At 70.3% G+C, this 25253-nt stretch carries 21 protein-coding genes; 2 read left to right on the top strand and 19 right to left on the bottom strand.

The window, feature by feature from the left end:
• Nucleotides 1-15 precede the first annotated feature (15 nt).
• The 5 genes from RHCRD62_RS09945 to RHCRD62_RS09925 all read right to left on the bottom strand — a co-directional run bounded on the left by RHCRD62_RS09945 (nt 16) and on the right by RHCRD62_RS09925 (nt 7112).
• Nucleotides 16-1719 carry a substrate-binding domain-containing protein gene (locus RHCRD62_RS09945; protein ID WP_050064472.1) on the bottom strand — a complete coding sequence of 568 codons (1704 nt, stop codon included), beginning with the start codon at nt 1717-1719 and terminating at the stop codon, nt 16-18.
• Nucleotides 1720-1884: 165 nt separating this feature from the next.
• Complete coding sequence (locus RHCRD62_RS09940) at nt 1885-4068, bottom strand: malate synthase G (protein WP_050064471.1); 2184 nt, start codon at nt 4066-4068, stop codon at nt 1885-1887.
• A 297-nt stretch (nt 4069-4365) separates the two neighbouring features.
• Nucleotides 4366-4728, bottom strand: a complete 363-nt coding sequence (locus RHCRD62_RS09935) for a DUF2834 domain-containing protein (RefSeq protein WP_050064470.1) — start codon at nt 4726-4728, stop codon at nt 4366-4368.
• 19 nt (nt 4729-4747) lie between these two features.
• Nucleotides 4748-6382, bottom strand: a complete 1635-nt coding sequence (locus tag RHCRD62_RS09930) for a hypothetical protein (RefSeq protein WP_050064469.1) — start codon at nt 6380-6382, stop codon at nt 4748-4750.
• An 82-nt stretch (nt 6383-6464) separates the two neighbouring features.
• On the bottom strand, nt 6465-7112 hold the full coding sequence (locus RHCRD62_RS09925) for a PaaI family thioesterase (RefSeq protein ID WP_050064468.1): 648 nt from the start codon (nt 7110-7112) through the stop codon (nt 6465-6467).
• A 136-nt stretch (nt 7113-7248) separates the two neighbouring features.
• On the opposite strand from RHCRD62_RS09925, the gene RHCRD62_RS09920 reads away from it, so the two are divergent.
• Complete coding sequence (locus RHCRD62_RS09920; RefSeq protein ID WP_050064467.1) at nt 7249-8037, top strand: class I SAM-dependent methyltransferase; 789 nt, start codon at nt 7249-7251, stop codon at nt 8035-8037.
• On the opposite strand, the gene RHCRD62_RS09915 is transcribed toward RHCRD62_RS09920, so the two are convergent.
• The 9 genes from RHCRD62_RS09915 to RHCRD62_RS09875 form a co-directional block, all read right to left on the bottom strand.
• Nucleotides 8038-8667 carry a PaaI family thioesterase gene (locus RHCRD62_RS09915; RefSeq protein ID WP_253277259.1) on the bottom strand — a complete coding sequence of 210 codons (630 nt, stop codon included), beginning with the start codon at nt 8665-8667 and terminating at the stop codon, nt 8038-8040. It lies immediately after the preceding gene.
• 81 nt (nt 8668-8748) lie between these two features.
• Nucleotides 8749-9375 (bottom strand): FMN-binding negative transcriptional regulator, encoded by a 627-nt coding sequence (locus RHCRD62_RS09910; RefSeq protein ID WP_050064466.1) that lies wholly within the window; start codon nt 9373-9375, stop codon nt 8749-8751.
• A gap of 10 nt (nt 9376-9385) precedes the next feature.
• Nucleotides 9386-10276, bottom strand: a complete 891-nt coding sequence (locus RHCRD62_RS09905; protein WP_050064465.1) for a hypothetical protein — start codon at nt 10274-10276, stop codon at nt 9386-9388.
• Nucleotides 10273-11361 carry a hemolysin family protein gene (locus RHCRD62_RS09900; RefSeq protein ID WP_050064464.1) on the bottom strand — a complete coding sequence of 363 codons (1089 nt, stop codon included), beginning with the start codon at nt 11359-11361 and terminating at the stop codon, nt 10273-10275. Before RHCRD62_RS09900 ends, RHCRD62_RS09905 begins: the two co-directional genes overlap by 4 nt.
• The gene (locus tag RHCRD62_RS09895; RefSeq protein ID WP_050064463.1) at nt 11354-12748 is read right to left on the bottom strand and encodes a hemolysin family protein; all 1395 of its coding nucleotides are present in this window, start codon (nt 12746-12748) and stop codon (nt 11354-11356) included. The genes RHCRD62_RS09900 and RHCRD62_RS09895 overlap by 8 nt, the downstream gene beginning before the upstream one ends.
• A gap of 252 nt (nt 12749-13000) precedes the next feature.
• Nucleotides 13001-14440, bottom strand: a complete 1440-nt coding sequence (locus tag RHCRD62_RS09890; protein ID WP_050064598.1) for a GuaB1 family IMP dehydrogenase-related protein — start codon at nt 14438-14440, stop codon at nt 13001-13003.
• 124 nt (nt 14441-14564) lie between these two features.
• On the bottom strand, nt 14565-15380 hold the full coding sequence (locus RHCRD62_RS09885; RefSeq protein WP_050064462.1) for a CPBP family intramembrane glutamic endopeptidase: 816 nt from the start codon (nt 15378-15380) through the stop codon (nt 14565-14567).
• Between the two features lie 28 nt (nt 15381-15408).
• Nucleotides 15409-16308, bottom strand: coding sequence for a DMT family transporter (locus RHCRD62_RS09880; RefSeq protein WP_050064461.1), 900 nt, complete (start codon nt 16306-16308; stop codon nt 15409-15411).
• A 5-nt stretch (nt 16309-16313) separates the two neighbouring features.
• Nucleotides 16314-17612 carry a DEAD/DEAH box helicase gene (locus tag RHCRD62_RS09875; RefSeq protein ID WP_050064460.1) on the bottom strand — a complete coding sequence of 433 codons (1299 nt, stop codon included), beginning with the start codon at nt 17610-17612 and terminating at the stop codon, nt 16314-16316.
• A gap of 146 nt (nt 17613-17758) precedes the next feature.
• On the opposite strand from RHCRD62_RS09875, the gene RHCRD62_RS09870 reads away from it, so the two are divergent.
• Entirely contained in the window at nt 17759-18229 is a 471-nt protein-coding gene (locus RHCRD62_RS09870) for a DUF4262 domain-containing protein (RefSeq protein WP_253277258.1), read from the top strand.
• Between the two features lie 23 nt (nt 18230-18252).
• Here RHCRD62_RS09870 and RHCRD62_RS09865 read toward each other — a convergent pair whose 3' ends face one another.
• From RHCRD62_RS09865 to RHCRD62_RS09845, 5 genes are all read right to left on the bottom strand, one after another.
• Nucleotides 18253-19728, bottom strand: a complete 1476-nt coding sequence (locus tag RHCRD62_RS09865; protein WP_050064458.1) for an NAD(P)/FAD-dependent oxidoreductase — start codon at nt 19726-19728, stop codon at nt 18253-18255.
• 109 nt (nt 19729-19837) lie between these two features.
• Nucleotides 19838-21289, bottom strand: coding sequence for an NADP-dependent phosphogluconate dehydrogenase (gene gndA, locus RHCRD62_RS09860; RefSeq protein ID WP_050064597.1), 1452 nt, complete (start codon nt 21287-21289; stop codon nt 19838-19840).
• A 144-nt stretch (nt 21290-21433) separates the two neighbouring features.
• Nucleotides 21434-23611 carry a DEAD/DEAH box helicase gene (locus RHCRD62_RS09855; RefSeq protein WP_050064457.1) on the bottom strand — a complete coding sequence of 726 codons (2178 nt, stop codon included), beginning with the start codon at nt 23609-23611 and terminating at the stop codon, nt 21434-21436.
• A 232-nt stretch (nt 23612-23843) separates the two neighbouring features.
• Nucleotides 23844-24788 (bottom strand): M56 family metallopeptidase, encoded by a 945-nt coding sequence (locus RHCRD62_RS09850; RefSeq protein WP_050064456.1) that lies wholly within the window; start codon nt 24786-24788, stop codon nt 23844-23846.
• A gap of 30 nt (nt 24789-24818) precedes the next feature.
• Nucleotides 24819-25241, bottom strand: a complete 423-nt coding sequence (locus RHCRD62_RS09845; RefSeq protein WP_050064455.1) for a BlaI/MecI/CopY family transcriptional regulator — start codon at nt 25239-25241, stop codon at nt 24819-24821.
• Nucleotides 25242-25253 lie beyond the last annotated feature (12 nt).

The raw sequence follows: 25253 nt of genomic DNA, 5'->3' as shown, positions 1-25253 counted from the left end.
CGAATCCGTCGGTCCTCAGCCGAGCGTCGACTGGAGTGCCTGCGCGAAGTCGGGACCCGACGAGTCGGGCACCGTCCGCATCGTGCCACCGGTCTGGTCCGCGAGCTTCTGCAGCGTTGCCGCGTCCGAGTTCTCGCCGACGGCAATGACATCGATCTGCACGGGCCGGCCGGGGTCGGACGCTTCGGACACCGCGCGGAGGAACTGCGCGGAGGTGATGCTGGTGTCGTCGTTGGGTCCGTCGGTGACGAGGAGGACGGAATTGGTCCTGCCGTCGGAATACTCGGACACGGCCGTGTCGTAGGCGGTGATCACCGACGTGTACGTGGAGGTGGCCGTCCCCGCGCGCACCGAGCCGAGTGCGCGTTCGAGATCGTCGCGGTTCTCGGACAGCGGGCCCGTCGCGACCGCGACGCGGTAGGGACGGTTCCCGTCGAGACCCCGCGAGTACAGCCAGAGTCCGACCTCGGACTCGTCGGGGGCGGCATCGATCTGCTCGGCCAGGGAGCCGGTGACGTTGGCGAGTTTCGTGGCGCCCCCGTCGGTCTGCGTCATGGACGCCGAGACGTCGAGCAGGACGGTCGTCGATCGCGTCGCGGCGGTGGCGGTGATCGGTGCCAGCATGGCCGCCGCCGTCGCGGGATCCGACGGTACGAGGGTGCCGCCCGGGGCGGTGGTGGTGAACCCCGCGCCGGTGACGATGTCGTACTGCTCCGGTGCGCGCAGGTACTCGGCGAACTGGGCGGCCGCCCGCGACCGCGTCTCGTCGACCCACGGCGCCGCGACGACGACCGCCGGGTGGTCCGCGACCGGCGCGGCGCCTGCGGGTGCGTAGCCACTGATGTCGGTCGCGCCGAGAGCGTCGAGTTGCTGCTGGGTGACGGGCACGGCGTGGAACTGGCCGCCCGCGAGGTCGGTCTGCGCGGCGAGCGCGGTGAGGCCGTCCGCCGCGGTCGGCGGCAGGTCCCCGAGCACTCGGGAACCGCGAGCGAGTGTGGCGAGGGCGGACGTCACGGCCGGGGACTGTGCCTGGTCGGCGGTGACGGGTCCGGTGCCTGCCCCGGCGACCGCCGCGGCGACGGAGTCGCCCGTCAGGGCCGAGGATTCCCACGCGGGGGCCAGCGCGAGTTTCAGTCCGCCCCAACCCGGAAGGCCCAACTCGGGCAGCGACTTCGGATCCCCCTGCAGGCGCGGCAGGTCCTGCCACCCGATCCGGGCGCGGGTCAATCCGTCCCGCAGTGCATCCGGAACGGCCAGGACGACAGGTGAGTACGCGACCGATTTCGGGACCCCGGACACCACCTCGGGGTGCGCCAGCCGGGTGATCGCCATCGAACTCTGCGGAACCCACAGTGCGGGAGCGGAGACCGGCCCCGTCCACTCGGACAGGTCGGGCTGCGACAGCCCCGTCACGACGGCGTCCGACGGGGCCTCGGCGACGGCGACACGAACGCAGTGGTCCCGGACGACCGGTGCGGTCGCGTTGTAACGGTCCGCGACGGCGCGGACGGTGGCCGCGACGTCGGGGTCGGCGGCGATGTCGAGAACCACTTCACCCTCGACGCAGGTTTGCGCGGCGGCGACACCCTGATCGGAGATCCGGTCCCGCAGCTGGAACCAGCCGACAATCGCGAGGATCACCACCAACACGGACACGGCCGCGATCACCGGGCCCCGGCTGACGCCACGCAGTCGTTCCTCGTCGCGATGCTGCCCCACGGCTCCTCGTTCCCGGCCGCGAGGCCGCCGTTCCGTCATTCCATCCGAACCCGAGCGACCAGTCTACGGATCGAGACGCACCACGTGACGACGACGCCGCCCGACCGGAGCGGTCGGACGGCGTCGTGGTCCCGGCGGACCGGGATGTGGTGCTGTGCGCCGGAATCAGGCGTTCGCGGCCTTGTACTCGCGGCGGCGGCGGTGCAGGATCGGCTCGGTGTAGCCGCTCGGCTGCTTCGCGCCCTCGAGGATCAGCTCCTTCGCCGCCTGGAAGGCGATGTTGGAGTCGAAGTCGGGTGCCATGTTCCGGTAGGTGGCGTCGCCCGCGTTCTGGCGGTCCACGACCGGGGCCATTCGCTCCAGTGCCTCGGTGATCTCGGCCTCGGTGACGATGCCGTGGCGCAGCCAGTTCGCGAGCAGCTGGCTCGAGATGCGCAGCGTCGCACGGTCTTCCATGAGTGCGACGTCGTGGATGTCGGGCACCTTCGAGCAGCCGACGCCCGCGTCGATCCAGCGGACCACGTAGCCGAGGATGGACTGGGCGTTGTTGTCGAGTTCCTCACGCTTCTCGGCGTCCGACCAGTCGGTGGACGGGGCGAGCGGGATGGTGAGGATGTCGTCGACGCTCGCGCGCGGCTTGCCCTTCAGGCCGTCCTGCACGGCGAACACGTCCACCTGGTGGTAGTGCGTCGCGTGCAGGGTCGCGCCCGTCGGGGACGGCACCCACGCGGTGTTGGCGCCGGCCTTCGGGTGGCCGATCTTCTGCTCGAGCATGTCGGCCATCAGGTCCGTCATCGCCCACATGCCCTTGCCGATCTGCGCTTTGCCCTGCAGACCCGCGGCCAGGCCGGTGTCGACGTTCCAGTCCTCGTACGCGGCGATCCAACGCTGCTTCTTCATCTCGGCCTTGCGGATCATCGCGCCGGCCTCCATGGAGGTGTGGATCTCGTCGCCGGTGCGGTCGAGGAAGCCGGTGTTGATGAACACGACCCGCTCGGACGCCTCCTTGATGCAGGCGGACAGGTTGACCGTCGTGCGGCGCTCCTCGTCCATGATGCCGACCTTGAGGGTGTTCACGGGCAGCCCGAGGACCTGCTCGACACGACCGAACAGCTCGCCGGTGAACGCGACCTCCTCGGGACCGTGCTGCTTCGGCTTCACGATGTAGATCGAGCCGGTGCGGCTGTTGTCCAGCGGACCGTTCGCATCGCTGCGGGTCAGGCCGTGGGTGGCGCACAGGCTGGTGACGAGCGCGTCGAGGATGCCTTCGGGCATCTCGTTGCCGTCGGCGTCGAGGATCGCCGGGTTCGTCATCAGGTGGCCGACGTTGCGGACGAACAGCAGCGAGCGGCCGTGCAGCGTGAGGTCGGAGCCGTCGGGCGCCGTGTAGGTGCGGTCGGCGTTGAGGCGGCGGGTGAAGGACTTGCCGCCCTTGCTGATCTCCTCGGCGAGGTCGCCGCGGTTCAGTCCGAGCCAGTTGCGGTAGCCGACGACCTTGTCGTCGGCGTCGACGGCCGCGACGGAGTCCTCGAAGTCCATGATCGTGGTGATCGCGGACTCGAGCACGACGTCCTTGACGCCCGCGGCGTCGGTGGAGCCGATCGGGGAGGTGGCGTCGATCTGGATCTCGGCGTGCAGGCCGTTGTTGCGCAACAGCACGGACGTCGGTGCATCCTTCTCGCCGAGGTAGCCGACGAACTTCTCCGGCTGCGCCAGCTCGGTGACGACCTCACCGCCGAGTTCGACCTTCAGCGTGGAGCCGTCGACGAAGTAGCGGGTCGCCTCGGCGTGGGAGCCCTTCGCGAGCGGCGCCGCGGTGTCCAGGAAGTTGCGGGCCCAGGCGATGACCTTGTCGCCGCGCACCTTGTTGTAGCCGGTGCCCTTCTCGGCGCCGCCGTCCTCGGAGATTGCGTCGGTGCCGTACAGGGCGTCGTACAGCGAACCCCAACGGGCGTTCGACGCGTTGAGCGCGAAGCGCGCGTTGAGCACCGGCACCACGAGCTGCGGGCCCGCGGTGGTGGCGATCTCGGCGTCGACGTTCGCGGTCGTGATCTCGAACGGCTCGGGCGTGGGCAGCAGGTAGCCGATCTCCTGCAGGAACGCCTTGTACGCGGCGGCGTCGTGCGGCTGACCGGCACGCTCACGGTGCCAGCCGTCGACCTGCGCCTGCAGGTCGTCGCGCTTCGCCAGCAGCGCCTTGTTCTTGGGGGCGAGATCCTCGATCACCTTGACGGCGCCGGACCAGAACGCGTCGGCGTCGACGCCGGTGCCGGGCAGTGCCTCGGCATTGACGAAGTCGTAGAGAACCTTGGCGACCTGAAGTCCACCGACCTGCACGCGTTCAGTCATTGAACAGCCTCACTTTTCCGCTACCAGAAGCGTCCGCAATCGGGACGCAGTACGGGACACAACAATGTTACCCGGCGGTAGCTTCCCGGAGTTCAGTTGGTCCGGTGGCGGCGAGCCGGGCGACATCGAAATAACAAGCTCGAGAGCGCGCGGCGCGTGAGGTGGGCGCGCCTGCTGGCCGGGGACGGGCGGTTCGGGTCACTCGGCAGGTCTCGACGACGACCAGCGGTGTGGCCGGTCGTTACCAATGATACGGGAGGGGACCCGGGCGTCTCGACAGGCTTCCGTGCCGCGCCGTCAGATGGCGTCGGGTGTGATCGATGTGCGTTCCGTCTGCGTCAACCGCAGTTCGCGGGCGATCAGGAACAGCGGAAACGTCACGCTGATCGCGATGACGAACGCCAGCGCCACGTACAGCCAGACGAACCGGATGCCGAGCCGGCGGGCCTCGACGACCATGAACACGATCACCGCCACGGTGAGCAGGACGAGATCGTTCGTGAACGAACTGCTGACATGGTTGGCGAAGCCCTCGGTGAAGAACCCGCCGAGTGTGCCGCCGTCGGCGAGGTACGCGATGTTGTGCCACCACGTGGCGACCAGGGCCACCGCCGCGATCACGGCGTACGCGACGCACAGGGCCCTGCGTGCAGTGGTCATGTGGGAAATGTAATCGCTGTCATACATGGGTGCCCTGCACTCCGTACTCGTGGCCGTGCCAGGTGGTGGTTCCGGACAGGCGGGCGTGCTCGCCGGTGTGGGCGAGCAGGCGGAACAGTTGGGGTTCGGTGTCGGCGAAGTCGACGGACAGCGTCAGCCGGTGCGCCGTCACCGATCCCGTGGCGGGCAGTGGCCGACCACCCGGCGGTGTGTAGCGGGCGCGCAGCGGATCCACCGAGTCAATCTCCAGCAGCCCCCGGAACCCGTCGTGGTTCAGCGCCCACGTGCCGACCCAGTCGCGTCCCTCGAAACCGGAGCGCGCCGCCCTGTCGAAGGACGGGTCGTCGAGCGGATTGCGGCTGAGGGTGACGCCGAACGGCACGCCCTGCTGGGTGGTGTGCCCGGCGGCGTTCCGCGGATCCCAGGAGAACAGGTGGGCGTGGACCTCCTGCCCGGACGGGGTTCCCGCCGGGATCCGGTCGGTGGTGTCCGCGATCCAGAAGTGCAGGGTCCGCCCGTCGTCCTCGGTGAGGCCATTCACGTCGTACCGCCATCCGTCGCAGTAGAAGTTCCCGAGCTTCGTCGGTGTCCCCGGTGCGCCGCGATAGTCGGTGGTCCGCCGCACGACCAGTTCGCCACGGCGACCGTCGACGTCGATGTTCCACCTGCCGATCCACCAGGCGTCAAGTTGCGGATCGCAGGTCGGCGCGACCACCGACGTGAGGTAGTGCCCAGCCAGGATCGGCCAGTCGGGATCGTCGAATCCGACACGGACGAAGGCGTTCTGGCCGCGCGAGTCCTTCACCAGCCATTCGCGGCGTGGCCGGTCGTACCCCACGAGGAGGAAGCAGTGTGCGGGCACGTCCGCGATGACCTCGTGGCCGCTCGCGATCACCGACTGCAGGGTGGCGATGGACGGGTTCATCCCGAGGGACACCACGCCGTTGTCTGCGATGCGGTAGTGCGCCCGGTGGCGGGCGTGGGTGGGGATGTGCCGCTCCGAGAACTCGAACGCGTCGAGGTTCTCCTGTGGGGTGTCGTCCGCGTCGGCCAGGTCGCCCGCCTCGGGGACCGCCGGACGCAGCAGCGTCATCTCCGCCCGTGACAGGTACCGCGCCGACTGTTCGTCGGGGATCGCCGCCCGCGACAGCGTCGATGCGAGATCGGACGATCCGCGGAAACCCCAGTAGGAGCTGTTGTTCTCGTGCCGTTTCGGTGACGTGGTGTATCCGGGGTACAGCTCGCCCGCCTGCGCCACGTGAATCGCGTACTGCTCCGACAGATGCAGCGCCACGCCGTACAGGCGCAGGTACTCCGCCTCTATCGCCGCGACCACCGCGAACGCGGATCCGGTGCCGCGGAAGTTCTGGAACCGGAACGGCGTCTGCCACCGGGCCAGCGAGACCACCGGCGGAAGTCGATCGGGGCGTACCCGCGGAACCCGCACCAGGCCGTGCCGCGCGTCGCGACGTGCCGCGGCACGGACGACGGTCAGATGCTCGGCGATGTCGGATTGGCGCCGTTGGTCCGGGAGCACCCCGATCGGAAGCACCTCGCCGCACGGCCACGACGCCGACGCGTGTGGACTCGTCGTGTCGGCGGCGACCTCCTCGGCCGGGGCTGCGACGCGCACGTCCATGGCCTGCACGGTCATCGTTCTCGCCTCACTCGGATCGACTTGCTGTCGACTCCAGAATCGGCCGGTTCGCGGCGAGAGTATCGAGTAGCGCACTACCTCACTTCGAGGTGGGTTCTCCGCCGGATTCCCGCGCCCACGTGGGCAGGATGAACACGCCGTCCGCCTCGACGGTGACGCCTGCGGCGTCGGAGATGGTGCCGACGACGAACGTCTTGACGCCCTCGACGCGGTCGATCCGGGCGTCGACGCGCAGGGGGCCGAGCGGCGTTCCGCGCCGGTAGCGGAGTGTGAGGGTGCCGGTGAAGTTCGGCTTGTCGTTGGATGCGGCGGACATGCCGAGGATCTGGTCGAGGACGAGGGCGCACACCCCGCCGTGGACGTGCCCGGGTGGACCCTCGTAGGCGGCGCCGAGGACGAACTCGCTCCACACGACGCCGCCGGGCTCGTGCGTGACGGACAGCGGTGGCGCGATCGCGTTCCGCAGTCCGATCACGGAGTTGCCCCAGGCCATCGCCTCGCCGTGGTGGGTGTACCGGACGCCGAACGCCCCGTCGATCTGGCGCGCGCGCAGGCGGTCGGTCGCAGCCAGGATGCTCGCGTGCACGTCGCGGATGGTGTCCTCGTCGACCTCGGTGCGGATCGTGGCGTCGACGAGGCCGCGGACGGCATCGGTGAGGGGGCCGAACAGCGCAGCGCGCCGGGCGGTCTCCGCGGCGTCGATGTCCTCGAGCGTGAACTGCACCACGAACCCCCTGAACGTCTTCTGGACAACTGTCTGGACTGCTGTGTGAATCTAGGTGGCGCCGCGCGCGCTGTCCAGTCTTCGATCGCTGCCGCGAGCGGCTGCTTGACCGGTGCGGCGAGCGGCGGATGATGATGACATGCAGCAGTTCGGAGCGCCGGCGCAGCAGTACGACAGGTTCATGGGGCGGTACGCGTCGTCCTTGGCGCCGGTATTCGCCGACGCGGTCGGGGTGCGCACCGGAATGCGCGTCTGCGACGTAGGGTGCGGACCCGGTGCCCTCGCCGTGGAACTCGCCGCCCGCGTCGGCGCGGCGAACGTCGCGGCGATCGACCCAGCGCCCCAGTTCGCCGCGGCCTGTCGTGAACGCACCCCCGGCGCCGACGTCCGTGACGGCGCGGCCGAGCAATTGCCCTGGGACAGTGACGAATTCGACGCGACGATGGCGTCGCTCGTGATCGGATTCATGCGCGACCCCGACCGCGGCGTCGGTGAGATGGCGCGGGTCACCCGACCGGGCGGCACCGTCGCCGCCTGCATGTGGGACATCGCGACCGGGGGCATGCGGATGCTCCACCTGTTCTGGGCCGCGGTACGCGAGATCGACCCGACCGTCGTCGGAGAGGCTGCGATGGTGGGCACCGCCGACGGTGACATCGCCGAGAGGCTGCGCCGCGCCGGCCTCGTGGACGTGGCGAGCGGCGAACTCACCGCTCACGTCGACTACCGCGACTTCGACGACTTCTGGGAACCGTTCACGTTCGCCGTCGGACCGGCGGGCCAGTTCCTGCACTCCCTGCCGGACGACCGGCGCACCGCGGTCCGCGAGGCGTGCCGGACCGAACTCCCGGATGGTCCCTTCACCCTGAGTGCCCGCGCCTGGTACGGGCGCGGGACGGTGGCGGCCCGACCCACGCCGACGGGCTGACTACACCGACGGTCCGGGTGAGATGAAGATTCCCTCCGCCTCGATCGTGACGCCCTCCGCGTCGGACAGGGTGCCCCGCACGATGGCCTTGCGCCCGTCCACCTCGACGACCTGCGCCTCGGCGTACAGCGGGCCGAGGGGGGTTCCGCGCCGATAGCGCAGCGTGAGGGTGCCCGTCAGGCGGCGTTCCGTGGCGCTGCCCGTGACACCGAGCAGGTGGTCGAGGACCAGAGCCCCGATGCCGCCGTGCACGTGACCGGGCGGGCCCTCGTACGCGGCGCCGAGGGTGACGTGCGTCCAGTGCCTGCCGGTGTCGTCACGCTCGATGACCAGCGGCGGCGCGACCGCATTGCGCACCCCGACACCCGCATTGCCCCACGAGAAGGTCTCGCCCGAGATCGTGCGGCGCATCCCGAATGCGCCGTCGATCTGGCGGGCCCGCAGCTTCGCGGTCGCCGCCGTGATCTCCGCCTGCACCTCACGGATCACCTCGTCGTCCACCTCGGTGCGGATCGTCGCGTCGACCAGCTCCCGCACCGCGTCGGTGAACGAGCCGTACAGCGTCTTGCGTCGTTCCAGTTCGTCGCGGTCGATACCCGCGTCGACGATGCGGTCGTGCGTGACCTTCACCTGCACTGCCTCCCATGTGAGTGTCCGGGATCAATTCGCCGTTCGAGGCTGAATGTAGCGGCCCGCCGTGCCGTCGCGGGTTCAGTTCTCGTTCGGCAGGATCCGCATCCGGTCGGCGAGCGTGCGATCGCCCGGGGACGCGGATCGCTCCAGACCGTCGATCACCGCGCGGCGATTGCGGTCGGGTTGGTTCTGGCTGAGCTTCGCCTTGCCCACCGCCCGCTCGATGACGACCTCGACGCCGACGATGGCGCGGAGCATCGAGTCCACGTCCCGTGCCGCGACCTCGTCGATCCGCCAGGGTTCGTCCCGGTCCTGCTCGTGCGCCGCCGTCAACGCCGTCACATTCGCACGCACCCACTCGACGTCGTCGTGCACCACGAGCCGGCCGTGCACCGTGAGCACCTCGTAGTTCCACGTCGGTGCCATCCGCGTGCGGGACGCGTCCTCCGGATACCAGCGCGGGGACACGTACCCGTCGGCACCGGAGAAGATCGCGACGCTCTGCCCGCCGTTGCCGCCACGCCAGTGCGGGTTCGCCCGCGACACGTGCCCGACCAGACGATGCCGCTCCTCGTCGTAGAGCATCGGCAGCGGGGTCGTCAGCAGCCCGGCGGCAGTGGCGGTGACCAGATGCGCGAACCCGCCGCGACGCAGCGCGTCGACGGTCTCGTCCTCGGTCAGGGCGAAGGCGGTGGGCACGTACACGCGCCCAACCCTAACGTCCCAGCAGTTCCCGGCAGCGCGCCAGGAGTTCGGCGCGCAGGGGCGCCGCCCGGTCGGCGAGCGCCTGCTGCGCGCGCACGTAGTCGGCTCGGCCCGCGGCGGTCTCGATCGGCACCGGCTCGTAGCCGAGGTCCAGCAGGTCGTAGGGGCTTGCCCGCATGTCGAGTTCCCGTGCGTCCATGGCGTGCTCGAAGCAGCGCAGCAGCAGATCGGAGTCGACCAGCGGCACCAACTTGTAGCACCACTTGTAGAGGTCCATGCCCGCATGCAGGCAGCCCGGCTGCTCACGCTCCGACTGCTCGTCGCGGGAGAGCGGAAGGTTGTTGCGCCCCACGGCGTCCGGCGTGAAGAACCGGAACGCATCGTAGTGGGTGCACCGCAGTGTCATCGACTCGACGACCGCGTCCGTCCCCTCCGCGCCGAGCCGCAGTGGCGTCCCCGAATGCCGGACGGCGTCAGCGCCGCCGCGATACACCATCGCCCACTCGTGCAGGCCGAAGCACCCGAGCTGAGCGGGCCGCGACGCCGTCCCTGCCAGTACCCCCTCGGTGAACTCCAGCATCGTCCGTCGACGCTCCAGCAACGCCGGATCCGCGCCGACTCCGCCGTCGACCTCCCGGTACCCGGAGTACTCGGCGTACGGCCGGGCGGCCCCGCCTCCGAGCACCACCGCGAAGCCGGGATGCCAGCGCCGCAACTGGGCGGGCCGGAGGCTGTAGTACGTGAACAGGAAGTCGACGACGGGATGGGAGACGCCGCGCGCCTGCCTGCCCAGGTGCGGGCCGATCAGCGCGTCGACCCGCGCGTGGTGCGCGTCGCGCCGGACCGTCCAGTCCTCCTCGGACAGGACGGTCCGGCGCGCCGTCCGCTGCGGCGCCGTCACGACGTGTGCTGCCCGGGGACGGCGTCGGTAATCCGGTGGGTGCCGTCCCGCACGGTGCCCACGAACTCCTCCACCAGGTCCTCGAGCGCGACGATGCCGAGGCAGTTGTCGTCGGCGTCGACGATCTCCGCGAGGTGACTGCTCGCGCGCCGGAGCACGGCCAGTGCCTCGTCGAGCGGAGTCTGCATCTGCAATCGCGGCCATGGCCGCACATCGCTGCGCGGCACGACGGTGTCCGGGCCCGCGGACTCGTCGAGCACCTCGTCGAGCACGTCCTTGAGGTGCAGGTACCCGGCGAGCGAGCCGTCGGGCAGTGCGGCCGGGTAGCGGGAGTAGCCGGTTTCCGCCACGGCCCGCTCGATGGCGCCGAGCGTCGTGCCTCGGTCCGTCAGCGGCACCGTCCGCACCTTGTCGAGGGGGATGAGCACGTCCGCGACCGTGCGGCCCGTCGTGTGCAGCGCCTGCGTGAGCCTGCGGTGCTCCTCCTCGTCGATCAGCCCCTCCGAGCGGGACTCGCCGATCATCTCGGTGAGTTCGATCTCGGAGACGGTGCTGTCGAGTTCGTCCTTCGGTTGCACCCGCAGCATCCGCAGCACCGAGTTCGCGGCCCAGTTGTAGAACGCGATGAGCGGCCTCGCCAGTTTGATGAACGCGAGGTGCGCGGGGACCAGCAGCATCGCCGCCCGCTCCGGTCCTGCGATGGCGATGTTCTTCGGGACCATCTCGCCGAGCAGGATGTGCAGGATCACCACCAGCGACATCGCAATGGCGAACGCGATCGGGTGCAGCAGCTGGTCGGGCAGGCCGACCAAGTCGAGGGGCTTCTCGATCAGGTGCGCGATGGCCGGCTCACCGACCCGGCCGAGCAGGATCGAGCAGATCGTGATGCCGAGCTGCGCCGCGGCCAGCATCAGCGACAGGTGTTCGCCCGCGTGGATGACCGTGGCGGCCCGCTTCTTGCCCTGGGCGACGAGCGCTTCGAGGCGGTCGCGGCGAGCCGAGATCAACGCGAACTCGGCCGCGACGAAGAACGCGTTGCCACCGAGCAGCAGCACCGTCAGCAGGACGGCGAAGAGGTCATTCATCGTCGGACTCCTCGGCGGTGCGGGTCCGGTGCGCGGCGAGGGCCTCCGCGGGGACCGGGGTCAGCACGACCCGGTCGATGCGGCGCCCGTCCATCGCGGCGACGCGGGCGAGCCAGCCGCCGTTCCCGACACCGGGATGGGTGTCGGACCCGTCGGGTGCGGGCAGTTCCACCTCGTCGCCGACCTCGGGGATCCGCCCCAGGCGTTCGAGGACGAGTCCACCGATCGTGTCGTACTCGCCTTCCGGTGCGGCGTAGCCGGTGGCGTGCCGGATCTCGTCGATCCGCAACAGACCTGCGCAGATCCAGCTGTCACCCTGGCGCTGCACGTCGATCTCCGTGTCGTCGTGCTCGTCTCGGACGTCACCGACGATCTCCTCGATGAGGTCCTCCATCGTCACCACGCCTGCCGTGCCGCCGTACTCGTCGACGACGAGCGCCACCTGCATGCCGTCCGACCGGACCCGTTCCATCAACGCGTCGCCGTCCAGGCTCGACGGCACCACCGGCACCTTCTTCGCGAGGACCATCAGCGTGGTCGTCGCACGGGCGGATGCGGGCACGGTGAACGCCTGCTTGACGTGCACCACGCCCACCGTGTCGTCGAGGTCGCCGTCGACCACGGGGAAGCGGGAGAACCCGGTCCGGGACGCGACGTCGAGCAGGTCGGCGACGGTGTCGTGCAGTTCGAGGGTCTCGATCTTGACCCGCGGCGTCATCAGTTCCTCCGCCGTGCGCTCACCGAAACGCAGCGACCGGTCCACGAGCAGCGCGGTGCCGGGGTCGAGGGTGCCGCTGCGGGCGCTGTTGCGTACCAGCGACCCCAGTTCCTGCGGCGACCGCGCCGACCGCAACTCCTCGGCGGGTTCGACCCCGAGACGGCGAACCACCCAGTTCGCGGCGCCGTTGAGACCGTTGATCGCCCACCGGAACACCGTCGAGAACCAGGCCTGCGGGCCCGCCGTCGCGCGCGCCGTCGCCAGGGGGTGCGCGATCGCGAGGTTCTTGGGGACGAGTTCACCGAAGATCATCGACAGCGAGGTCGCCAGGACCAGGGCCAGCACCAACGAGATCCCCGACGCCACCGACGTCGAGACGCCGATGGCCGTCAGGATCGGGGTGATCAGTTTCGCGAGGACCGGCTCGGCGATGTAACCGGTGGCCAGTGTCGTGATGGTGATGCCCAGCTGCGCGCCGGACAGTTGGAAGGACAGGGTGCGGTGCGCCCGCTGAACCTGTCGTGCGCGCCGGTCGCCGTCGCGGGCGTGGGCGTCGACGGTGCTGCGTTCGAGCGCGGTCAGGGAGAATTCCGCGGCCACGAACACGGCGGTGCCCGCGGTCAGGGCGAAAAACCCGAGCAGGCTGACGATGGTTACTGCGATCTGCATCGTCTATCGCCGCCCGGGAGGGGTCGGGGTGGGGCCGCCGGGTTTGTCACCCGGCTCGGTAGAGGAGCCCTCCGTCGTGGAACTGCTGTCGTCGCCGGAGTCGGCGTCATGCGCCGATTCGGGTGCCTCGGGCACCTTGATCCTTTCGTCGTGCCCGGATCGTGCCGGGCGCACACCTAACTGGAGACGGCCATTCTACCGGCCGCGGCGCCGGAAACGGGCAACCGCGACGTGCGCCACAGTCGCGGCGGGTCACCACCCGCCGGGCAGGGGGCGTCCCTCGGCGAACCCGGCCGCGGACTGCACCCCGAGTACCGCCTTGTCGTGCAGTTCCTCGATGCTGCGGGCCCCGGCATAGGTGCAGGTGCTGCGGACACCGGAACAGATATGGTCGATCAGGTCCTCGACGCCGGGGCGCGTGGGGTCGAGTCGCATCCGGGAACTCGAGATCCCCTCCTCGAACAGGGCCTTGCGGGCGCGGTCGAAACCGCTGTCGGCGGCCGTGCGCGCCGCGACAGCCCGCTTGCTCGCCATCCCGAAACTCTCCTTGTAGGCGTTGCCCTCCGTGTCGAACCGCAGGTCGCCTGGCGACTCGTAGGTGCCGGCGAACCACGACCCGATCATCACGTTCGACGCTCCCGCGGCCAGCGCCAGCGCCACGTCACGCGGGTGTCGGACTCCGCCGTCGGCCCACACGTGCGCACCGAGTTCCCGTGCCGCGTCGGCACATTCGGCGACCGCGGAGAACTGGGGTCGCCCGACGCCGGTCATCATCCGGGTGGTGCACATCGCGCCGGGGCCGACACCGACCTTGACGATGTTCGCGCCCGCCGCGACGAGATCGCGGGTTCCGGCCGCGGACACCACGTTGCCCGCGACGAGTGGCACCCCGAGATCGAGTCCCGCAACTGCGGACAGCGCGTCGAGCATCCGCTTCTGATGTCCGTGCGCGGTGTCCATCACCAGCACGTCGGCTCCCGCATCGACCAGTGCCTTCGCCTTCGCCGACACGTCGCCGTTGATGCCGACGGCGGCCGCGATCCGCAGGCGCCCGCTCTCGTCGAGGGCGGGGGCGTAGATGCCCGCGCGAATCGTGCCGGTCCGGGTCAGGACTCCTTCGAGACGTCCCGCATCGTCGACCATCACCGCGAACGTCTCGTGCCGGGACGCGAGCAGGTCGAACACCTCCCGCGCCGATGCGCTCACCGGCGCGACCGGGAAGTCGGTCGCCGCGATCGCGGCGAGGCGGGTGAACCGGTCCACGTCCGCGCAGGCCGACTCGGTGACCACGCCGATCGGGCGCCGGTCACCGTCGACGACCACCACCGCGCCGTGCGCGCGCTTCGGTAGCAACGCCAACGCATCCGACACCGATGCGTCGGGGCCCAACGTCACCGGGGTGTCGGCGACGAGGTGCCTGCTCTTGACGAAGGTGACGGTCTCCGCGACCGCCGCAGGCGGCACGTCCTGCGGGATGACGACGATTCCGCCGCGCCGCGCGACGGTCTCGGCCATCCGCCTGCCCGCGACGGCCGTCATGTTCGCCACCACGATCGGGATCGTCGTACCGGAACCGTCGCGGGTGGCGAGGTCGACATCGAACCTGGACGCGACGTCCGTGCGATTCGGGACGAGGAACACGTCGTCGTAGGTCAGGTCGTAGGGCGGGGTCTGTCCGTCGAGGAAGCGCACGAAATCGACGCTACCTGTCACCGCGGGTGGTGTCAGTGCTCGACGGCGTCGAGCTCCCGGCAGGTCGACCGCACCCCGTGAGTGAGACACCGCTTGTGCGCACCCTCGCCGGGTGGCGTGTCGGTCAGGACGGGGTCGCAGCGGCGTCGGCGCGGCCGGCTGGTTCGATGCTCTTTCGCCTCACCAGCAGGATGATCACCAGAATCGGGTAGGCCAGCAACGGCGCGAAGGTGCCCACGTAGGCCTGCTGGTCCAGCAGGATGACGGTGCCGGTGAGCAGCGAGAAGTCGAAGAGGCCGTGCATCACGGAGTTGACCGCGTTGCTGCCCGACACGCGGCGCGTGAGATAGAAGAAGTATCCCGCGATGCTGACGATGGCAGCCTGGGCGATCGCGCCGGAGCCGCCGCCGGTGAAGGCGTTCGACAGGTGCACAACGCCGAAGACGAGGCTGGACCACAGGGCGACCTGGCCTTCGCGGAGGCCGTGTTGGCGAAGCACCGTGACGCCGATGCCGCGGAACATGCCTTCCTCGCCCCAGCCGACGAACTGCGTGGCGATGAGGAGGCAGACGATGAACAGCCAGCCCTTCTCCGACAGCGCGCTGTAGTTGATGCCGAGGAGGATCGCGCCGAGGAGGATGGCGGGCACGACCCACACCCACCGGTTGACCGGGCGGTCGTCCTTCATCACCGGCCGCCACCACCCGAGCGCGGCGATGACGCCGTAGGTGAAGACGACGGAGAGACCGAGGGGGATCAGCATGGTGAAGACCACCCCTCGGGTGGTCAGCGTGTCGTCCTCGTCGGCCCAGCCGGCGATCAGTGTCCCGCTGATCTTGATGATCGCGAGGTAGGCGACCACGACCAGAGCGAAGGCCAGGTAGGAGAGGCGGCGGCCGGTCACTGCCGGCGTTGGGACCTCGTGTTTCGCAGTAGTCACTGCGCAAGGCTAAACGCCTGGCTGCCCGTTACGGCGACACCGCCGCGCCGGATGTCCCCGAGTCCCCGAGGGCCGCGGCAGGCGTCGACTGCGCCTGGGACCGCGACAGCGCGATCGTCGCCCAGATCATCACGGCGACCGACGCCGCGACGACGACGAGGCCTGCGCCCTGCACCCGGAGTCGCTCGTCGAGCACCGTGAACCCGAGGTAGGACGCGACGAGCGGTTCGCCGATCGTGATGGCGGGCAGCGACGCGGCCAGCGACCCCGCCTGGAACGCACGCTGCTGCAGGTAGAACCCGGCCACCCCGGCCGCGACGAGCGCCCACGGCTCCCACCCGGTCACCACCGCGACGGGGCCGTGCTCCAGATCGTCGATCACCGGTTTCGTCAACGCCACCGCGACCCCGTACAGGCCACCGCACGCCGCTCCGAGCAGCAATGCCCGCGCACCCGCCGGAACTCGGGTCCCGGCGACGACCACCGCGACCACGCACGCCCCGACCACCAGGGCCAACGGCAACGCCCAGTGCCGCAAGGTCGCCGTGGCGGCGCCCTCGGTCGGGTTGCCGACCGTCAGGAACACCACCAGCGAGGACGCCAACGCGATCGCCGTCAGCCAGGTCTTCGCGGACATCCGGGTACCCGCGAACCTCGCCGACAGCGGCAACGCGAACAGCAGTGTGCTCACGATCAGCGGCTGCACCACCAGCACCGACCCCAGACCGAGTGCGGTCGCCTGGAACGCGTAGCCGCCGACGTCGCCGCCGACCCCGACCCACCAGCGCGGCGACCGGATCAGCTCGCCGATCAGAGCATCACCCTCGTCGACACCTGCCGCCGCGGACTGCTGCGCGACCGACCCGATCGCGAACAGCAGTGCGCCCACGAGTGCACACAGGACGGCCAGCAGCGGCAGGTCGGTCATGGAGTTCAGCGTCCCCTACTCCGCGGCGGCTGTCGCCGCGATCGGCCCGCCTGTTCGCGGCGCGGCCCTCCGCTGCGTCCTGCGGTCGGACGGGTCGGCCGGGCCGACTCGGGGGCGGGGGCGGTCTCGTCGGGTACCGGGACACCCGACGGCCGTGCGGCCCCGGTGAGGGAGACGAGGATGCGGTCTCCGGGGGCGACGTGTACTCCCTTCGATCCGACACCCGCCTTCGCCGTCATCGCCTCGACCTCGGCGCGCTGGTCCTCCGTCGCGAGGGTCACCACGGTCCCCGCCGCACCGGCGCGCGCGGTGCGACCGGCCCGGTGCAGATAGTCCTTGGGATCCGCGGGCGGATCGACGTGCACGACGAGCGAGATGTCGTCGACGTGGATGCCGCGGGCGGCGACGTCGGTGGCGACCAGGACCGGAACCGCGCCGGACGTGAACGCCGACAACGCGTGTCGGCGGAACGCCTGCGACTTCCCGCCGTGCAGCGTCCCCGCCCGCACCCCCACCTGCGCGAGCCGCGCGACCAGACGGTCGACGCCGTGCTGGGTACGCACGAACAGCAGGGTCCGGCCGGTCCGCGACGCGATCTGCGCGACCACCGCGTCCTTGTCGGCGCGGTCGACGAGCAGGACGTGATGATCGGTCGGGGCCACCGGTGCCGCCGCGGACGCCGTCGCATGCGTCACCGGGTCGGTGAGGTAGCGGTCGACGAGCGCCCGGACGTCCTCGTCGAGGGTTGCCGAGAACAGCAGGCGCTGGCCGGAATCCGGGGTGCGGTCGAGGATCGCCGTCACCTGCGGCAGAAACCCGATCTCCGCCATGTGGTCGGCCTCGTCGACGGCGGTGACGGCCACGTCGTCGAGCGCGACGGCGCCCTGGTTCAGCAGGTCGATCAGCCGGCCCGGGGTCGCGACGAGCAGATCGACCCCGCGCGCGAGGCGCTCGGCCTGCCCCTTCGTCGGGACACCGCCCGTCGCCGACGCGATCCGCATCCCGACCGCGAGGGCCGACTCGTCGAGTGCCCGCTCGATCTGCGTCGCGAGCTCACGCGTCGGTGCCAGGACGAGTCCGCGCGGCCGCTTCGGCGCGCTGAAACCACCCTTGAGCCGCACCAACATCGGCAATCCGAACGCGAGGGTCTTCCCGGAGCCGGTCGGACCGCGCCCGAGTACGTCGGCGCCGCCGAGGATGTCGGGGATCACCAGTGACTGGATCGGGAACGGATCGACGATGTGCTCCCGGCGCAGGGACTGCACCAGTGTCGTGGGCAGGCCGAGGTCGGCGAAGGTGGACATGCGGGTGGACTCCTCGCGATCGGTGCAGGTAGAGGCTACCGCGGGTCGGGGCGTGTCACTGACGGCCAATCGTGTCGGTGGGATCGTGCACCATCTGTTCGAACATTGTTTCGAAGTCATCGCGGAGGGGGAGACGGATGTGCGAGATGTGTGACGGCAAATCGGCGGCGCAGATGGAGCGGGACCTGCGGCGCAGTATTCGCCGGCACGGCTGGGCGCTGCAGTACGTGCAGTCCGGCATCGACGAATACGACGTGTATCCCGCGTACTGCTACTCGGTGGGGCACACCGCGAAGGGGCTACCCGAACTGGTGGTCACCGGACGGGTCGCCGACCAGTCCGCGCAGGTGCTCAACGACCTCGGATCGTGGCAGGCGAGCGGACTCGACCTGCGGCCCGGCGACCGGCACACCGCGGGCGGGCTCGACGTGTACCTCGTCGAGGTGCGCGAATGTGAGTCCTGGCTGCTCGGCGCCGTCGCGATGTACGGACGCATCCGCGCACTGCAGGCGGTGTGGGCCGACTGCCGGGGGCTGTTGCCGTGGGAAGGGGCGGAGGACTCGACCATCGTGCAGCCGCTACTCGGACCGCCGCGCAACGGGACCGGGGCTCCGTGACACGCCCGATCATCGATCTGCACTCACGCCTCGACGAGCGGGCCGCACCGAATGCCGAAGCGCCCCCGGATCGTATCCAGCGTCCGGCGATGGTGGTTGCGGTCGCGGTGGCTGGTGGCCGCGAACCGCGCCTGCCCGGCCAGTCGGCGGGGCGCCGGATACCAACGGTCGAAGTCGAGGCCGCAGTCGCGGAAGACACGGCCGGGCAGGGCATCTGCCAGCAGCCCGAGGTTGTACATCGCCAATGCCATCACCGCGTAGCTGAACGCGGGTTTGCCGCCGCCGTCGAGCAGTCCCTTCCAGTCGAGTTCGTAGAGGGGAACGGTCGTGGCCTTCCCCGACATCAACAGGTGCGTCAGGTAGTAGCCCATGAAGCCGGGCAGGTGCATGATTGCGGACCGGGGCTGGATCGTCACCACACGCCCACCCGGGGACACGTACGGCTCGTAGGGGGCGTCGATCCTGACGTAGCCGGTGCAGTTCACGATCCAGCTGCCCGGTTCGATCGCTTTTCGTGCCCCGCTTCGGAGCACCACGTCGGTGGCACCGTCCCGATCGACCGCGTCGACGAAGTGGTCCATGTACACGGCGCCCAGGCCGGACGTGATCGTGTCGCTCTCCGCTTCCGACAGCACCCCCAGCACGAAGTTGCTGGCCGCGCCGGTGACGTCGATACCGTGGGTGGTGCGATACCACGCCGCCACTTCCACCTCGTTCGTCCCGTCGAATCGGCGGGCGGCGTCGGCCGCCACCGCGTCCGGAAGCGGCCCGCGCCACCACCGCCGGGCGCCGACCGGGAACGCCCAGTCGCGACGAACGAAGTAGGTGCCCGATCCCGCCACGAGGTTCACCTCCCGCCCGGGGTACTCGGTGACGAGGGTGTGCACCGTGTCCATGCCCGTCTTACCGCCGCCGATCACCCAGACCGGGGCGGTGGACGCGCGCATGTCGCCCTGCCGCACGTCGCAGCCGTCGGGCGAGACGGACCGGACACGCGAACTCGACACGGTCAGCGGGGCGTTCCGCGTGACGTCGAGCCCGAAAGCCTTGATCAGATTTGTCGCCCGGATCGTCAGGCGCCGACCGTCACCCGACGAGCAGACGACCTCGACCCCGTCCGCGGACTCGTCGGCGGACTCGAACGACCACCCGAACCGCTCGTCGATCCGAACCCGGCCCCGCAGCACGTCGAGACAGTGCTCGAAATGGTCGAGGACCTCCGCCTTGGTGGCGAGGTGGGAGCGGTTCCGGTCCAGCTGCCACGGGATGTTCCCGACGGTGAACAGACCATGGGGCTGGTGCAGGCGAACGTACGGGTAGGTGTCCACCCACATGCCGCCGACCCGCTCCCTGCGCTCGACCAGGATGACCCGCTGATCTCGAGTCAGGTGGCGGCTCGCCGCAAAAAGGGCATTCAGTCCCGCGATACCCGGCCCGACGATGCAGACGTCGCAGACCTCCGGTACCGCACCCTGGGATCGTTCGCTCGGATCCACCACAGCCCCCGGCTAGACGACGCCTCCCAGTCTCCCACCGCCGTGGACCCGGCACCAGCGGCCCCGCATCCCGGTGGCGGCTCCTGCGAACCGCCACCGGCATGCGGCGAACTCAGGCCTCGACCTCGCTGCGGTCACCGCTCCAGAGGGTGTGGAACTTGCCCGGACGATCCGTGCGCTCGTAGGTGTGCGCGCCGAAGAAGTCGCGCTGCCCCTGCGTCAGTGCCGCCGGGAGACGCTCCGCGCGCAGGCCGTCGTAGTACGACAGCGACGAGGAGAACGCCGGGACCGGGATACCCAGCGTCGTCGCGGTCACGACGACGCGACGCCACGAATCGATCGCGTTCTCGATCGCGTCCTTGAAGTACGGCTCGACGATCAGCGACGTCAGATCGGGGTTCGTGTCGTACGCCTCCTTGATCCGGTTCAGGAACCGGGCCCGGATGATGCAGCCGCCGCGCCAGATCGTCGCCATGTCGCCGGGGGTGAGATCCCAGTTGTACTCGACGCTGCCCGCGCGGATCTGGTCGAAGCCCTGCGCGTACGCGACGATCTTCGACGCGTACAGCGCCCGGCGGATGTCCTCGGTGAACTGCTCCGCATCCGTGGGCTTGCCGCCCAGCGAACCGGACGCGAGACCCTTCGCGGCGGCGCGCTGTTCCCGCGATCCCGACAGTGCGCGCGCGAACACGGCCTCGGCGATACCCGTCACCGGGACACCGAGGTCGAGCGCAGACTTCACCGTCCAGCGGCCCGTGCCCTTCTGCTCCGCCGCATCCACGATGACGTCGACGAGGGGCTGCCCCGTCTTCGCATCCACCTGTGAGAGCACCTCCGCGGTGATCTCGATCAGGTACGACTCCAGTTCGCCGGTGTTCCACTCCGCGAACACCTTCGCGACCTGTCCGGCGTCGTAGCCGAGCGCGTCCCGGAACAGGTGGTACGCCTCGCCGATCAACTGCATGTCGGCGTACTCGATGCCGTTGTGCACCATCTTCACGAAGTGACCGGCACCGTCCGGCCCGATGTGCGTGCAGCACGGCGTGCCGTCGACGACCGCCGCAACCGACTCGAGCAGGGGTCCGAGCGACTCGTACGACTCCTTCGGTCCGCCCGGCATGATCGACGGACCGTTCAACGCGCCCTCCTCGCCACCGGAGATGCCGGCGCCGACGAAGTGCAGTCCACGCTCACGCAGCGACGCTTCGCGGCGAATCGTGTCCGTGTACAAGGCATTTCCGCCATCGATGATGATGTCGCCCGGCTCCATCGCCGCCGCGAGCTCCTCGATCACCGCGTCGGTGGCCTCACCGGCCTTCACCATGATCAGGACACGGCGCGGGCGCTGCAGCGCCGCGACGAACTCGTCGACGGTCTCGGTCCGAACGAAGTCACCCTCGTCGCCGTGCTCGGCGATCAAGGCATCGGTCTTGGCGACACTGCGGTTGTGCAGCGCGACCGTGTGTCCGTGGCGGGCGAAGTTGCGGGCAATGTTCGAGCCCATCACGGCAAGTCCGGTGACGCCGATCTGGGCACGCGCGGTCGAGGAGGTGTTGTCGGTCATGCAGACAAGCATTCCCTGCCCGCGAAACGAGCGACACTCCAGGGTCTCGCACCGTGGGATGACACGGGGAGGGGGTCGGCACGAAACGGCCGACGCCGCGACCCCGAGTGGGTCGCGGCGTCGGCCGGTGCAGTGGAAGGCGGATCAGCGGTCGCGGACCGGACCGTCGAACCCGTCGTACGAGCGACGCTCCGTCCGGCTGCGGAAACCGCCGGACGTGCCCGTGCGCTCGGTGCGCTGCGGGCGGTCGCCGCTGCGCTGGAAGCCACCGTCGCGCTGCGGGCGGTCGCTGCGGTACCCGTCGCGCTGCGGGCGGTCACCGTACGAACGGTCACCGCGAGGCCGGTCCCCGTAGGAGCGGTCCCCGCCCCGCTGGTTGCCGCCGTCACGGTTGCCGCGGTAGCCGCCCTCGCTGCGCTGCGGCCGATCGCCGTAGCTGCGGTCGCCGCTGCGCTGGTAGCCGCCGTCGCGCTGCGGGCGGTCGCCGTAGGAGCGGTCGTTGTTGCCGCGGTAGCCACCTTCGCTGCGTTGCGGCCGATCGCCGTAGGAGCGGTCGCCGCTGCGCTGGTTGCCGCCGTCGCGGTTGCCGCGGTAGCCGCCCTCGCTGCGCTGGGGGCGGTCGCCGTAGCTGCGGTCGTTGTTGCCGCGGTAGCCACCTTCGCTGCGCTGCGGCCGGTCACCGTAGGAGCGATCGCTCCGCTGGTAGCCGCCCTCGCTGCGCTGCGGCCGATCGCCGTAGCTGCGGTCGCCGCTGCGCTGGTAGCCGCCGTCGCGCTGCGGGCGGTCGCCGTAGGAGCGGTCGTTGTTGCCGCGGTAGCCACCTTCGCTGCGTTGCGGCCGATCGCCGTAGGAGCGGTCGCCGCTGCGCTGGTTGCCGCCGTCGCGGTTGCCGCGGTAGCCGCCCTCGTTGCGCTGCGGACGGTCGCCGTAGGAACGGTCTCCGCCGCGCTGGGAACGGTCACCGTAGGAGCGGTCGTTCCGCTGGTAGCCACCCTCGCGGCGCGGCCGATCACCGAAGCCGCGGTCGGAGCGCTCACGACGCTCGCGCACCGGCTCGCCGCTCGGCTTCTGCGCGCCGGTGATGGCCGTCAGTTCCTCGGATCCGGGGCGGACGTTCACCTGAACGGCGTCGACGCCGGCGGAGTCGGTCAGGCGCTGCACCATCCGGCGCTGGTTCGGGAGCACGATCGACACGACCGTGCCCTTCTCGCCTGCGCGGGCGGTGCGGCCCGCACGGTGCAGGTAGTCCTTGTGGTCGGCGGGCGGGTCGACGTGCACGACGAGATCGATCCCGTCGACGTGGATGCCGCGGGCCGCGACGTCGGTCGCGACGAGGATCGGCGTCCGGCCGGTCTTGAACCGCTCGAGGACGCGGGTCCGCTGGTTCTGCGCCTTGCCGCCGTGCAGTGCCTCCGCGACGACCCCGACCTCGCGGAGCCGTTCGGTGATGCCCTCGGCACCGAGCTTGGTGCGGGCGAACATGATGGTGCGGCCCCCGTTGCGGGCGCCGATCTCGGCGAGGACGGCGTCCTTCTGCCCGCGGTCGACGTTGAGCACGTAGTGCTCCATCGTGGTGACGCTCGCGCGGCCGTCCGCGGTGGCGTGCTCGACGTGGTCGGGTAGGAACCGGCGGACGAGCGACTGCACCTCGCGGTCGAGGGTCGCGGAGAACAGCAGACGCTGACCGTCGGGGCGGGTCTGCTCGATGATGGACCGCACCTCGGGGAGGAAGCCCATGTCGGCCATCTGGTCGGCCTCGTCCAGGGCGATCATCTCGACCTCGTCGAGGATGCAGGTCTCCTGACGCAGGTGGTCGCCGAGGCGGCCCGGGGTGGCGACGAGGATGTCGACGCCGCGCGCGAGCTGGTCGACCTGCTTGGTGAACACCATGCCGCCGACGGCGGAGCGCACCTTCAGGCCGACGGTCGACGCGTACGGGTGCAGCGAGTCCACGACCTGGACGGCGAGCTCACGGGTCGGGACCAGGACCAGGGCGCGCGGGCGCTTCGCTGCGGGACGGTCGTCGCGGCCGGCGAGACGCGCCAGCATCGGCAGGCCGAACGCGAGGGTCTTGCCGGAACCGGTCTGGGCGCGCCCGAGGACGTTGCGGCCCGCGATCGCGTCCGGGATCGCCATCGCCTGGATCGGAGACGGGACGGTGATGCCGTCGCGCGCCAGGGAGGCGACCACGGGGGCCGGGAGGCCGATCTCGGCGAAGGTCGGCTGATCGGTCACGGTTGCGGACTCGGCGGACTGATCCGTCGGTGCGGCGGTCGTTTCAGCCTGATCGTGGGCAGCATTGTCTTGGGTAGCGTTGGTCACGCGGTATACCTCTCCGGGCGTCGGGCGCGTCGCGGAGAGCGGGGCTGTGAACAGTCGCGCAGAAAGAGACGAGCCGGGCACGTTCACCCTGGTCTGGCCAGGGGCGTGCCGAAAATGTGAGTAACAATTGAGTCGGGCCGCGATTACGGCCGTTGTCGAGTGTACGGGACGGCGAAGGCACTCTCATCCCGAGCGACTGTGACCCTCGCATCACCCCTCGGGGGGCGCCGCGCTATCCGCGGAACAGGCGCTCGAGTTCGACGAGCCACGGCACCGCGACGGCGATCGTCGGCACCACGAGGATCGCCACGGACGCGAGGTACGCGCCGAGGGCGATCGGGATGCTGGTGCCGGGACGGGTCAGCCGCTGGATGCGGGTCAGGGTGTGCGGGCCGCCCGCGGCGAGTGCTCCGTCGGGTGCACTGGACCCGGCGCACGCGACGAGCGCCCGCGCGAGCGGCGTCGGTCCCGTGACCCGCACCGCGGAGTCGTCGGCGAGCAGTTCGACCAGCAACTGCACGGACCCGAGCGCCGAATTGCTGCGCACCACCTTCGGGAACGCCTCGTTGACCGCCGTGAACGCCTCGATCACGAGGTCGTGCCGGGATCGCAGGTGTGAGCGTTCGTGCATGAGGATCGCGGTGATCTCGTCGCGGTTGAGGTTGTCGAGGGTGCCCGCGCTGACGACCACCCGATGCCGGAGTCCCGGCAGGCAGTACGCGATGGGTTCGGCGGCGTCGAGGACGCGAAGGTTCGACTGGCGGCTGCGATGCGGTTCGCCCTGGTCGAGGAGGTCGACGAGCATCCGGTGGCGGGCCCGCCGACGCCGGGTACGCACCGCGACCGAGGCGATGGAGAAGATCAGCTTCGCCCCGATGAGGAGGGTGATCGCGAACACCACCACGTAGGCGATCCACAGGGGCAACCCGAGGGCGTCGATCTCTTCGAGGGGCGCCGTTGTGGGCCGGCCGTCGGGACCGGGCACGAGCAGCTCGGTGGCGATCGCGAGACCGGAGCTGAACGCCGACAGGACCGCTGCGATCGCGACGGCCTGCCACAGCACGAGTGCTGCGCCGGGTGCGCGATGAGGCCAGGTGGCCCGTGCGAGCAGCGCGGGGACCGGGCCGGTGAGGAGCAGGGCCAGTACAGCGAAGGCCAGCGCGGTGGAGGGGTTCATGGCCTACCCATCATGCACGACGGGCGGGCGTCAGCTCGCGCGATCGGTACCGGTGTCCACGCTGCGCAGGTGCCGCGACGACGCGTCGGACGCCTCCAGTGCGGCGAGGGCCTCCCGGAGCGCGGCGGCCTCGTCGGCGCCGACCCTGCCGACGAAGTGCACGAGCGCTGCGACCCTGCCGTCCGAGGCATGGGCCTGGTCCAGCGCGTCGACCATGAGCGACGCGACGAGCTCGTCGCGGCCCTGGACGGGGAGGTACCGGTGCGCGCGGTCGTCCCGCTGCTGAATCACCAGGTTCTTCTTCGCCAGCCGCTGCAAGACGGTCATGACAGTGGTGTACGCAAGCTCACGCCGTTCCGCCAAGGCCTCGTGCACCTGACGAACGGTCTGGGGTTCGGAACTGGACCACAGGTGATCCATCACTGCGCGTTCGAGCTCGCCAAGTCCTGCCATGGCCCCATGGTA

It is taken from the genome of Rhodococcus sp. RD6.2 (assembly GCF_001040705.1).
Lineage (GTDB): Bacteria > Actinomycetota > Actinomycetes > Mycobacteriales > Mycobacteriaceae > Rhodococcus_G.
The sequence above is the reverse complement of the archived record's forward strand: the minus strand, read 5'-3'. Positions and strand labels throughout refer to the sequence as shown.